This window comes from uncultured Roseibium sp., from assembly GCF_947499295.1.
In the GTDB taxonomy this organism is placed as follows: domain Bacteria; phylum Pseudomonadota; class Alphaproteobacteria; order Rhizobiales; family Stappiaceae; genus Roseibium.
In genome coordinates this window covers 44,067-56,843 of sequence record NZ_CANMNP010000006.1, presented here as the reverse complement: position 1 = coordinate 56,843, position 12,777 = coordinate 44,067, and the positions used below count along the sequence as shown (strand labels likewise).

At 53.6% G+C, this 12,777-nt stretch carries 9 protein-coding genes; 3 read left to right on the top strand and 6 right to left on the bottom strand.

Annotated features, from left to right (window positions below; all coding sequences use genetic code 11):
- From glgC to Q0835_RS11540, 3 genes are read right to left on the bottom strand one after another with little or no spacing between them, the layout of a single operon-like run.
- On the bottom strand, positions 1–1,260 hold the full coding sequence (glgC, locus tag Q0835_RS11550) for a glucose-1-phosphate adenylyltransferase (protein ID WP_298813179.1): 1,260 nt from the start codon (positions 1,258–1,260) through the stop codon (positions 1–3).
- Between the two features lie 31 nt (positions 1,261–1,291).
- Entirely contained in the window at positions 1,292–3,502 is a 2,211-nt protein-coding gene (gene glgB / locus Q0835_RS11545; protein WP_298961266.1) for a 1,4-alpha-glucan branching protein GlgB, read from the bottom strand.
- On the bottom strand, positions 3,499–5,877 hold the full coding sequence (locus tag Q0835_RS11540; RefSeq protein WP_298961263.1) for a glycogen/starch/alpha-glucan phosphorylase: 2,379 nt from the start codon (positions 5,875–5,877) through the stop codon (positions 3,499–3,501). Before Q0835_RS11540 ends, glgB begins: the two co-directional genes overlap by 4 nt.
- Before the next feature lie 553 nt (positions 5,878–6,430).
- Here Q0835_RS11540 and Q0835_RS11535 point away from each other — a divergent pair.
- Positions 6,431–6,736, top strand: a complete 306-nt coding sequence (locus Q0835_RS11535) for a hypothetical protein (RefSeq protein WP_298961260.1) — start codon at positions 6,431–6,433, stop codon at positions 6,734–6,736.
- 377 nt (positions 6,737–7,113) lie between these two features.
- Positions 7,114–7,740 carry a TetR/AcrR family transcriptional regulator gene (locus Q0835_RS11530; RefSeq protein ID WP_366142338.1) on the top strand — a complete coding sequence of 209 codons (627 nt, stop codon included), beginning with the start codon at positions 7,114–7,116 and terminating at the stop codon, positions 7,738–7,740.
- A gap of 162 nt (positions 7,741–7,902) precedes the next feature.
- Here Q0835_RS11530 and Q0835_RS11525 read toward each other — a convergent pair whose 3' ends face one another.
- Together Q0835_RS11525 and Q0835_RS11520 are read right to left on the bottom strand one after the other, a co-directional pair.
- Positions 7,903–9,066 carry a porin gene (locus Q0835_RS11525; RefSeq protein WP_298961257.1) on the bottom strand — a complete coding sequence of 388 codons (1,164 nt, stop codon included), beginning with the start codon at positions 9,064–9,066 and terminating at the stop codon, positions 7,903–7,905.
- 585 nt (positions 9,067–9,651) lie between these two features.
- A complete protein-coding gene (locus tag Q0835_RS11520) occupies positions 9,652–10,581 on the bottom strand; it encodes an alpha/beta hydrolase (RefSeq protein WP_298961254.1) in 930 nt (309 codons plus the stop codon).
- A gap of 177 nt (positions 10,582–10,758) precedes the next feature.
- On the opposite strand from Q0835_RS11520, the gene Q0835_RS11515 reads away from it, so the two are divergent.
- On the top strand, positions 10,759–11,478 hold the full coding sequence (locus Q0835_RS11515) for a WYL domain-containing protein (RefSeq protein ID WP_298961252.1): 720 nt from the start codon (positions 10,759–10,761) through the stop codon (positions 11,476–11,478).
- Between the two features lie 143 nt (positions 11,479–11,621).
- On the opposite strand, the gene Q0835_RS11510 is transcribed toward Q0835_RS11515, so the two are convergent.
- Positions 11,622–12,647 (bottom strand): LacI family DNA-binding transcriptional regulator, encoded by a 1,026-nt coding sequence (locus Q0835_RS11510; protein WP_298961250.1) that lies wholly within the window; start codon positions 12,645–12,647, stop codon positions 11,622–11,624.
- Positions 12,648–12,777 lie beyond the last annotated feature (130 nt).

Here is a 12,777-nt window from a genome sequence, read left to right as displayed (position 1 = left end):
TCATGTATCCAGTCGGTCGATCATGGATTGCGTGATCAGACAAATGCCCTGTTCGGTCCGCCTGAAACGCTTGGCATCGAGTTCGGGGTCTTCACCGACAACAAGGCCTGACGGGACTTTTACGCCACGGTCGAGAACCACGTCCTTCAAATAAGCACGCCGGCCGACTTCGCTGTATGGCAGTGCAACTACGCCTTCCAGCTCCGCATAGGAGTGCGTCTTGACCCCGGTGAAAAGAAGGCACCTGTAGAGGGAGGAACCTGACACAATGCAGCCGCCGGAAACCATCGACGACACGGCCTGTCCACGCCGACCCTCTTCGTTGTGAATGAATTTGGCTGGTGGCGCTAATTCCGAATAGGTCCATATCGGCCAGTCATTGGCATAGATATCGAGCCCGGGTGTAAAATCAGTCAGATCGATATTGGCCTGCCAATAGGCATCTATCGTCCCGACATCACGCCAATAGGGTTTGGACTCCAGACCGGACATCACGCAGGAGCGACCGAACGGATGAGCCATGGCGCCGCCCTCGGCGACGATCTGCGGAATAATGTCCTTGCCGAAATCGTGACTTGAACTTGGGTCGATGGCGTCCTGCAGAAGCAGTTCATAGAGGTACTCAGCGTCGAAAACATAGATCCCCATGCTGGCCAGCGCTTTTTCGGGGTCACCGGGCATCGCAGGCGGATCAGCCGGCTTTTCGACGAAGTCCAGAATATTGTCAGCCTCGTCAACGGCCATAACACCAAATCCCTTGGCCTCCTCGCGCGGCACTTCCAGGCATCCGACCGTCACCTTCGCACCGGTCCGCACATGCTGCTCGATCATGATCGAGTAGTCTTGCTTGTAGATATGATCACCGGCCAGAACGAGAATGTATTTTGGGTCATAGCTCCTAATGATCTTGATGTTCTGGTTCACCGCATCGGCAGTTCCCTTGTACCAGTTCTCTTCATCAAGCTGCTGCGAAGCGGGCAGAATATCGAGAGACTCATTGCGCTCGGCACGGAAAAAACTCCAGCCGCGCTGAATATGCCGGATCAGACTATGGGCCTTGTACTGTGTTGCCACACAGATCCTTCGGACACCGGAATTGACCGCATTGGACAGGGCAAAGTCGATGATGCGTGTCTTGCCACCGAAATAGACCGCCGGTTTCGCCCGGATATCAGTCATTTCCTTGAGCCGGCTGCCACGGCCGCCCGCAAGCACGTAGGCGAGTGTTTGCTGTGCCAGTCTGTGTCTGTCCTGTTCCATCGAGGCCTCCCAGTCTCTTGTTTCTTCGCAGCTATTCTCCGCAATATTCAAAAAAGAGCGTCGCCAGCGGCGGCACCGTGATTTCTATCGAGTGTTCGCAGCCATGACCGGCAACCGCCTCCGCGATCACTTCTCCACCATTGCCCTGATTGCTTCCGCCATAGGCTTCTGCATCCGTGTTCAGGCGCTCCGTCCAGCGTCCGGGTTCAGGCACGCCGATACGGTAGCCGGTGCGGGTGACCGGTGTGAAGTTCGCTACGACGAGAACCGGCGCACTTCCGTCCCTGCCGTTTCTGACCCATGAAAAAACAGACTCTTCCGCGTTGCCGCCGTCGATCCACCGGAAGCCTTCAGCAGCACAATCGAGTTCATGAAGCGAAGGCAGGGAGCGGTAGAGTGCGTTGAGATCGCGGATCAGTGCCTGAACCCCGCCATGAGTCGGATAATCCAGCAGGTGCCAGTCGAGACTCTTCTCGTGGTTCCACTCCGAAGGTTGCGCAAATTCACCGCCCATAAACAGCAGCTTCTTGCCCGGATGTCCCCACATGAAGCCATAGTAGGCTCTCAAATTGGCGAAACGCTGCCATTCGTCGCCCGGCATGCGTCCGATCAGGGAGCCTTTTCCATGAACAACTTCGTCATGGCTGAGTGGCAGAACAAAGTTTTCCGAAAATGCGTAGTGCAGTCCGAAGGTCATCTTGTCATGGTGATATTTCCGGTTCACCGGATCTTCCGACATGTAACGCAGGGTGTCGTTCATCCACCCCATGTTCCATTTGAATCCAAAACCGAGACCACCGGTTGACGTGGGTGCACTCACCCCCGGATAAGCGGTCGATTCCTCAGCAATGGTCATGATGCCCGGGTCGGCACCATAAACCGCCTCGTTCATCTGTTTCATGAAGGTGATTGCTTCCAGGTTTTCACGTCCGCCATGAACGTTCGGCACCCATTCCCCTTCCTTGCGCGAATAGTCGCGATACAGCATCGAGGCCACGGCATCGACCCGAAGGCCGTCTATGTGGAATTCTTCCAGCCAGTATTTTGCATTGGCGATCAGATAGTTGGAAACTTCTGTGCGCCCGTAGTTATAGACGAGCGTGTTCCAGTCCGGGTGATACCCTTCCTTGGGATCCGCATGTTCATAAAGCGCCGTTCCGTCGAACCGCCCGAGCCCGTGGGGATCGGTTGGGAAATGTCCTGGCACCCAATCAATGATCAGACCCAGATCCGCCGCATGGCAGGCTTCGACAAAAGCACGAAAATCGTCCGGAGACCCGAAACGACTTGTGGGCGCAAACAGGCCGACCGGCTGGTAACCCCAAGATCCACCAAACGGATATTCGGAAATCGGTGTCAGCTCGATATGGGAAAATCCAAGATCTTTTGCATAATTGACCAGATCTTCAGCCAGCTCGCGGTAATGTAGTGTGCGGTCCCCGTCTTCTGGAACACGTCGCCAGGATTCCAGGTGCACTTCATAGATGGAAATGGGTTTGTCGAACCGCTGCAGGTCTCCCCGCCTGCCGATCCAGTCAGTGTCCTTCCACTCATATCCGCGCAGGTCCCGCACGACAGACGCCGTTTTGGGTGGATGTTCCGAACCAAACCCGACCGGGTCGGCTTTGAGCGGCATGAGTTCACCGGAATTGCTGATAATCTCATACTTGTAGGCCATGCCGTCGCCGACATCGGGTATGAAAAATTCATGGACACCCGTGGCCCCGCGCCGACGCATGATATGCCTGCGCCCGTCCCAGCCATTGATATCCCCAACGATTGAAACGCGCCGGGCATTCGGTGCCCAGACCGCAAAATGCACCCCGTCTACGCCTTCATGAGTGACAACATGCGCTCCCAGAGCCTGCCAAAGCCGTCCGTGCGTTCCCTCACCCAGAAGGTATTCGTCCATGTCACCCAGAACCGGACCGAATGCATAAGGATCGGCTTCTGTCCAGACGTCGCCGCCATGTGTCATGCGCAATCGGTAGGAAAACCGTTTCCGGCGGCGAGGCACTTTGACGGCAAACAAACTGTCCACGCCGTCAACAGGACTCAGCTTGACCAGCGCCTTGCCTGAACCCTCTTCCAGCACTTCCACGGTTTCCGCACCGGGGCGAAAACAGCGCAGCACCAGATCGCCATCGATCTCATGAAGCCCAAGAACCGAAAACGGATCAGCATGTTCACCGGCCGCAATGGCCTGCGCTTCCGCAAGATCGATTAGCACGCCCTTTGTCATCCCGTCAGCTCCAGTCTGACTTTTCCGGATGCACTCACCTGCCAGATATCGCGCGCATAGCCCTCGATCGTCCTGTCTGACGAGAACCAACCCATATTTGCCGTATTGCGCAGCGCCATAGCCGCCCAGTTTTGCGGATTGCGATACACTTCATCAACACGCCGCTGCGTTTCGAAATAGCTGTCGAAATCACAAGTCACGAGGAAATAGTCATGGTCGTAGAGTGTGCCAATCAGCCCGTGGTAGCGCGATGGGTCACTGGGTGAAAATACACCTTCGAAAATCTGGCCAAGGACACGGGTCAGGCGCGGGCTTGCCTCGATTGCCGCTCTTGAAAATCCGTGAACATGCCGCCGCTCAACCACTTCGTGCGCCGTTAGTCCGAAGAGGAAGAAGTTCTCCGGCCCTACGTGCTCCCGGATCTCGACATTTGCACCGTCCAGGGTCCCGATGGTCAAAGCACCGTTCAGTGCAAACTTCATGTTGCCTGTTCCAGATGCTTCCTTTCCGGCGGTTGAAATCTGTTCAGAGAGATCAGCTGCGGGGATCAACCTTTCAGCCATGGTCACGTTGTAGTTCGCCGGATAAACGACCTTCAAGAGATCCTTTGTCACTCGATCATTGTTGATCACGCTGGCAACATCGTTGATCAGGTGAATGATCTGCTTGGCAACATGGTATCCGGGAGCAGCCTTGCCGCCGAAGATTTTTACGCGCGGTGTCCATTCGGTATTCGGCGCATCATGCATCTCATTCCAGAGCGCGATTGTCTCCAGGATATTCATGAGCTGGCGTTTGTATTCGTGAATACGCTTGATCTGGATATCGAACATCGCACCCGGGTCGATCTGGATATCGCAGCTCTGTGCAATCCAGCCCGCCAGTTGCTCCTTGTTCCGCCGCTTGGCCACGCTGAAAGCATCCAGAAATACGCGGTCGCCGCTTTTCTGGTTGAGCGCCTTCAGCTGCTCAAGATCCCCGACCCAGCCTTCACCGATTTCCTGAGTGATCAAGTCGCTCAATGGCGCGTTGCAGGTGTGCAGCCAGCGGCGCGGCGTAATGCCGTTCGTCTCATTGACAATCCGCGTCGGGTGAATGCGATTGAGATCGGCAAAGACGGTTTCCTTGACAAGGTCCGTATGAAGTGCCGAAACGCCGTTGACCTTGTGCGCCATGATGAAGGCGAGTTCGCCCATGCGCACATGGTCCTGCTCCAGAATACGCGGACTGCCGGGATACTTGGCCTGTTGGTCGTCCTCAATGGAGCGAATGATTTCCAAATGGCGCGGAAGGACCCGTCCCAAAAGACCGACATGCCAGCGCTCCAGCGCCTCGGGCAGCAAAGTGTGGTTTGTATAACCCAGACATTGACGCGCCAGATCGATCGCTTCAGCCATCGGCACATCGTGTTCATCCACCATCAAACGGACAAGCTCCGGACCGGCAATGGCCGGATGGGTGTCGTTCAATTGAATGGCGACCGCATTCGGCAGCTCTCGGATGTCGTCGTGATCCCGTAGAAAACGGCGCAGCAGATCCATGATCGATGCAGCAGTAAAGAAATATTCCTGCTTGAGGCGCAATTCCTTGCCGGCATCCGTCGTATCGTCCGGGTAAAGCACGCGGGAGATCGTTCTCGCCAATGCCTCGGAGCGGCCCGCCGCCAGATAGTCGCCGCGATTGAAGCTCTTCAGGTCGAATTTGGCTTCAGGCTTTGCCGACCAGAGACGCAACGTGTTGCCCCAACTGCCCTTCCAGCCGACAACCGGCGTGTCATAAGCTGTTGCCAGAACCGTTTCCCACGGATGCCAAAGCGCCTTGCCGTCCTGATGCTCCACATGACCGCCAAAGCCGATGCGGAACTGCACTTCCGGGCGCGCGAACTCCCAGGCATTGCGCTGAGAGAGCCATGTTTCAGCGGTTTCTACCTGACTTCCATCGACGAAGTCCTGTTTGAAAAGCCCGTGTTCATAACGAATGCCGTAGCCATAGGCCGGAATGCCAAGAGAGGCGAGAGAATCCATGAAACAGGCTGCAAGCCTGCCGAGACCGCCGTTGCCGAGGGCAGCATCCGGCTCGTTCAGGACGATTGCCTCATAATCTTGCCCCAGATCAGCCAACGCCGTCTTGGCCTCCTGAACAAGACCAAGGTTTGCCGCTGTGTCTTCAACAAGGCGCCCGATCAGGAATTCCATCGACAGGTAGTAAACGCGCTTCGCGCCACTTTCATAAGTTTCGCGCGTGCTGCGGAACCAGTGGTCCACCATCCGGTCGCGTAGCGCGAGCGACAGCGCCACGCGCCAGTCGTAAACGGATGAATGCGCTGCGTCCTTGCCTAGCGAATTGCGCAGGTGTTTCAGGATTTCTTCTTTCATGCTCCGGCCTTTTGGACGTTCCCAGATCTCTTGCTTTTTTGCGCCTTTCAAGACGCCGCCATCAGCCGCGACCTTATCGAAGCCCCTTTCCTTTTTCCATTGACCTGCCGAGCATAGTAATCGCTCGTGCGCGTTGCACACATTTTCTTCACATATAATTATTTCAATCGATTGATCCGTCGCGGTTCCGCCAATAGCGAAAAGAAAAACCCTTAGCTTCGGAAAGCTCAAACTCGTTCGACCGGCAAGCTTTCGACCTCATCGATTGGCTCCTAGTTGCTGAGTGTTACGCACCCTCGTCTTGGACGGGAAAACCTGGCGCAGTCAGATCCAGTGCGGAGACTGGTTCGAGCACCAACACCCCTACTGCCCAAAAGCCGGAAAACGATGCAGACAAGGTAGGCATATAGCTTTGCCCCACAACGCCATTTGAGCAGCCGGATCAAGCAGGCGCCCCCCAAAACGCGGTTCCGTGACTGTGATCACAGAAAGAAAACAAGCAACTATCTAATTTTTAAGTCGTAGGAAAAAAAATTTTATAAGGAATTTAACAATGCCACAATATTCGCAGGTTTCTATCAGTCAATTCAAAGATAAAACAAAACCTGAATTCGGCGAAAGTTTCAATTTTGCTTCAGATATTGAGGGAGAAGGTGAAGATGACGCTTCTTCTTCGTTCGACAGATTTGAATTCGACGATGGGGAGAACGGTTCGTCCGGAGACACCATTCCGACCGAAACCGTTACGTTTAACTTTGAAGAGATCAAGGTAACCTATTCAGAACGGTTAGACCTTGATGTTGCGTTGAGCGGAGACGGCGACCTTCCCCCGGGTGCTACCGACGACTTTTTCTTCTGATCCAAAACCAGAAATGGTCGGCCTCATCTGCTTGAGGGCGACCAATGTTCTATGCAGCGCAGGTTTGGCTCGTTGCACCAATAAGTGACCCTTGCACGGATGCGCCGCTCTGAGCTGATCCATTGAAGAAGCTCAAAGAAAAAGACGCGCATCATGAACCGCGCCCCATCGAGAATCACCAGCAGTGAAAATGCTTCAAAATGCGGCTTCATGATTTTGCGGCAACAGCGTGACCGTGCCGAATATAAAGTGTATCAACAAAACGCACACAATTTTACGCTATTGCACTGCAACAGGGAAAATTGAAAAAGTACTTGTGATTCAACAATAAAAATCCCGTTTCAATTAAAAATTTTAACACTTCCAGCATAAACTATATGGAGCGGCATAGTAAAAGTTCGCGACAAATTGACACGATAAGACATAAACCTTATCAAGAAAAAATGATTGAACGAGACATAAAAATTGTAGAAACCGCCTTGCAGCTGTTTGCACACTACGGTGTCAGGAAGACAACGATGAGTGAAATCGCAAATGCTGCCGGGGTGGCCCGTCAATCTCTCTACAATGCTTATGATGGCAAGGAAGACCTGATTTACGGCGCGCTGGAACATCGCGCACGCGTCTCCGCCTCTTCAATTGTCGCGGAGTGCTCTGAATTGGAAAGCGTCGGCGAGCGTCTGGACGTTGCTTTCAAATATCTTGTTCTGAAACCCTGCGAAATAATGCTGCAGGTGCCCCACCGCGAAGAAATATTGCAGGTGGTTGAAAGTTTTGAAAACGAGAAGAAGAATAAAATTATCCAGCTTTACAACAATGTAATCATGGAAACCCTGAGCCCATTTGAGAACAAGACAAAGCTGGGCCAGGTAAGCTTCGAGGAATTGTGTAATTTTATTCGATTCTCATTCGACCAAATGAAGAAAAATGTGGTCGACCTTGAACAGCTGCATCATACCTATTCGCCATTGAAAAAACTGCTCGAAAACAGCGTAGATGCTTAGTTTGCCCAAGTTGTAATACTGGCAGGTTTCATTTCCCAAATTCTCGGCACAAATTGACAAGGCCGATCTATGGGGGCGGTCCGGCAGGGTGGAACCTGCCGGACCGAGGACTGACTAGAGGTCATAGAGGTCAAAGACCGCTGTCAGTGAGCTCGCGTCAAATCAGAACGTCCGCTGCAGGCGAACACCGAAGAGGAGTTCGTCAACATCAGAACCTGCGTCCGGATCAACATTCGCGTAACCAACATCAGCACCCAGGATGAAGCCAGATACCGGCTCCCACTGTACGGAACCATCGATCGCCCAACGGGAGAAGTCGGTGAAGCCGTTAGCCTGATCGACGTCCATGTAAGAACCGTCGAGTGCCAGACCGATAGTGGAAGTTGCCTGGACGTATGCACCAGCTGACAGGGAGTAACCGTTGGAAGTACCGCTGGTTGCGCCGAAGTCAGAAACAGTCACGCCGCCTTCAGTGCTGCCTGCACCGATGTAGGACAGAGCGCCGTCAGCATAGAAGCCCTGGAAGTAGATGTTCGAACCGGAGTTGATCATCGGCAGGTTGAACACGACGCCACCGCCGACTGCCCAACCGAGCTGGTCGTCAGCACCGTTGTTGGTTCCACCAGTCTGGTGGGAAGCAGCTGTGCTCGGGTAAACCTGGTGCAGAGCACCGGACAGCTGTGCAGAACCCCAGCCCTGGGAAACCGCGAGAGCAGCAACGACGTCCGGCATGCGGGTGCCGCCATAATCGCCAACCTGACGGCCAGCCTGATCTTCAAGAGCGATCGTAGCGGAGAAACCGTTGCCGAAAGCTGCTGTGTAAGCGATCTGGTTGATCGTCTCATCGGACCAGTCACGGTCAACAACACCAATGAAGGACTGACCGGTGAAGATGTCGAAGTTAGAAGCGAGGTAACCAGCTGTCAGTCCGCCCCACTGGATGTAGGTGGAACCGAAGTCGAAGGTTTCTGTATCGTTGTCTACACGCTGAGACAGCTCAACATATGCACGCAGAGTACCGAACTCGGTTGCTGTACGAGCGTCGAGGTACAGGTAACCCTGTGTACGCCAGGAGTAACCGTCAGAGTCGCGAGTGCCCCAGTTACCATCGTCGAGAACGTTGTTCACGATGAACTGAGTACGAACACGGCCACCAACACGCAGGCAGGTTTCTGTGCCCGGAATGTAGTAGAAGCGTGCGCCGTATGCGTCACAGATACGAACGTAGTCGACCGGCTCCGGAGCAACCGGAAGATCGGCAGCCTGAGCGGTGGCAGCAGTTGCAACTGCTGCAGCGCCGAGCATCATGCCCTTAAAGAGTTTCATAGTGTTCTCCAATTTCTAAACTGCGTAGCAACCAAACGAACCGCAGAAATTAAGCCAATTTCTAATTTTTACTTAAGTTTATACGAATCATTCGATTCTAAACTTAGATCGATTGCCTGCTGCCACGATAAAAACTGCTTTTCCCTCTCAATAGCAAGCCTAGAAAACACCGCGAATGAACATTCAAAACTCAAGTAGCATTTTTGCAACATATTGTTTTTAAAGGCATATTTTAATTTAAACACAGAAAGCCCCGGCCGATTTCCAACCAGAGATGCGAGCAGTTAAATACTTATTGGGAGAAAGTATTTCTCCAAACGAGCCGCGAGTGCAGGACATTGCATTTGCAACCACACATGGCTTACCCGTGCTGCACATTTAGACTCTAGGAGTCTTTTTGTCAAATTGTCTCTTTGTAAATTTGTCAATAATGTAAATGTGTCGCACGCAGACTGTGGGTTGTGGACGTACGGCGGTCGATTAGGCGCCGCACTCAAAAGGAAAACTCAAGCTGTTGAGCCCCAGAAAAAATGCGACGAACCCGCTATGTTTGAAAGCGTCGTTGAGGTTTCATATTGCAGGCGTTTACCTGAGCCAGTTCACGATCACCTTGGTTGTCTCAACCGGCATTTCCTGCTGTAGCCAATGCCCCGCATCCAGGCAGACAACTTCGACCTTCGGCACGAAGTCGCTCAAATTGGGTGACTTCGGCACAACATCCCGATCTCCATAGATCATGAGAGCGGGCTGATGGATAATGGGATCGACCTTAGCCAGTAGATGCCAGTTGCGATCAAGGTTGCGATACCAATTGATGCTGCTCGTGAACCCTGAGGCTTTAAAGGCGGTGTCGAAAACGGACAATTCGAGATCGCTCATAAGCGGCTCTCCGGAAGGGACGATTGCCTTGGCAAGGTTGATCATCATCATCCCGGGCTCCGGAACCACGGGCGGCTCGTTCTTTCGAAACAAATTCCGCAGGAATTGATATCGGTTTTCGTCCAGAATCGCATCTGCGACACCCGGCCGGCGGTTGAAATGCACCATATAGTGATCGCTTCCCAGAAAGCCTTCAATGAAGTCTATCCACGGAACGTCTCCTCGCTGCTGATACGGCAGACTGAGCGCGATCACCTTTTGCACACGATCGGGGTGCAGCATGGCCGCGTTCCAAACGACATTTGCACCCCAGTCATGACCAATGAAAATTGCATTCTCATATGCGAAGTGATCGAGAAGTGCGACGAGATCGCCCGTAAGGTGTTCGATATCATAGGCGCTCACGTCCGTTGGCCGTGATGAATTGCCATAGCCGCGCTGATTGGGAACGATGACATGGTAGCCCGCGGCGGCAAGTGCAGGCATCTGAAAGCGCCAGGAAAAAGCATGTTCCGGCCAACCGTGACACAGCACAATCGGCCTTCCCACGTTTTCCTGCCCACATTCAAAGACTTCCAATTCAACACCGTTGAGCGAAATCATTGTTGGTTTGGGAAAGTCGGTCGGATCAAACATTTAGCTGCCTTTTAAGAATGAGATGCGACCAGGCACCGCCGTCGTCGACGCTGTGTTCTGGATCGGGTGTGTCGAGGCGGGTGTCACAAGTCCGAAAAGTCCTTGCTGAGGCCTGCACCTGATGCTTAAGGTTAAACAGTGCCATTTTCTGGCACCTTTAAATGCTGATCTTGCCAAATGAATATTCGCCTCAGACAAGACGCCATCGTGCGCAGCCTTCGACGTAACGGAACATCGACAATTTCTGCGCTCGCGTCAGAGGTCGGCGCTTCAAGACGGACAGTTCTGCGCGACATCGGCGCGCTACGCGACCAGGGGTTCATCATTCATGCCGAGCCAGGCCGAGGCGGCGGGCTGCAGCTTGATCCGCAATCGGTCCAGACGGCACCACGCCTCTCGGTCGTCGAGGTTTTTGCACTGCTGATCAGCGTTGCCTCGATGCGCGCAGCCGGATATCTGCCTTTCTCAAAGCTTGCGGATGCGGGACTAGCAAAAATCGAGAAAGCTCTGCCCTCGGACAAGGTTCGAGATTTGAGGCACTTCCTGGATTGCCTGTATGTCGGAGAACTCGCACCGCAGGTTGACCTGTCCAATATGGGAACGATGGATCCAGTCCTGCTTCCTGCATTTGAAACAGCATTTCTTCAACGCTTACACCTTCGTTTCAGCTATCGCGACGCAAAGGGCGAAACGAGCAGCCGATACGTCGAACCGCAGGCAATGCTCATACTGCCTCCACTTTGGTATCTGGTCGCCTGGGACCCGGCACGAGATGATTTCCGGCACTTTCGCATGGACAGGATCAGCAAGCCGGTCTGCGTGCAAGGCGCAACTTTCAGAAGACGGAACATCGTTTTCCAAGAGGGCGTGAGACCCGTAAAGCGAATCCGGCGCTGATTTCCGGGCTTCGAACCGATCAAAGGCATGTCATTCTTGAGGCTGTTAACGCGCGCGCAATTCCAGGTGACCGTTTAACGAGACATTTCGGTATATGCCTTCTCGAACAATGAGCTCTCGGATCAAGACCGATTTGCCGTCAATCAGGTGGTATCGCCGACATGTATCCTGGTTTCCAGCTTGTCTGTCAGCTTCTCCACCGTGGCCTCCGGCGGCGCGGATATCCAGGTCGCTGCGGCGACACCTATCTCATATCTTGGCGTTTGCGTTGTCGTGATTTTCTGAGGCAACGCGGACAGGAACCCAAGGCCATTGAACCCTGCGATTGCGACCTCACCCGGCACGTCAATACCTTCAGACATACAGTGCATCAGACCACCGGCGGCAAGGTCGTCATTTGCGTAATAAATTGCGTCCGGGCGTTCGGCCTGCGCCAGAATATCCTGCGTCAAATGCCTTCCAACCACCATTGAAGAGGCTTCTGTTGATGTGCGCTGAGCAATCAGTTGCCCACCGCCTTCGCCAATACAAGTTGCAAATGCTTCGAAGCGTTTCGTTGCACGAAGGTCATGCCCGGCCTGGCTTGCGACATATCCGAACGATCTGTATCCGCGATCAAGCAGATGAGACGCCATATCCCGTCCCGCTTCAGTGTGCGAAACACCAAAGCATGCAGACATCGGTTCGCCGTCAATATCCATGATTTCGGCAACCCGGACACCGGTCTGCTCAACAATGCGCCGAACCGCATCACTGTGTTCAAGACCTGCCAGGATGAGCCCACGCGGACGCCATGACAGAAGATCGAAGACGAGTTCTTCCTCGGCTGCCTGCGTGTATTCCGACACGCCGAAAACCGGCCTCAATCCTGCTGTGCTCAGGGTGTCGCTTATACCCGAAAGGACTTCCGTAAAGACCCGGTTTTGCAGAGTTGGCACCACAACTCCAACAAGCGGATTGTCATAGGCCGCGATCCCCCCCGCCAGCCGATTGTGGACATAACCGATTTCCCGCGCGGCGTTGTTGACTTGTTCGCGAACGTTTCTCGAGATGTATCCTGCGCCGCGCATGACCCTGGAGACGGTCATCTGACTAACACCTGCCACACGCGCAACATCGTGCATCGTCGGCTGGTCTTTTTTGGATTTGCTGCTGCGCCTGGTGGCCATAGAAGTCTCTATTATTCAACGACTTTCATTTTTTTCTTGACGAATGTTTACATAAACACAATACCTATATCAATGTGTGTTTACGTAAACACATTGGGATTGCACATGCGCAATCCGAGCTGTTGGTCAT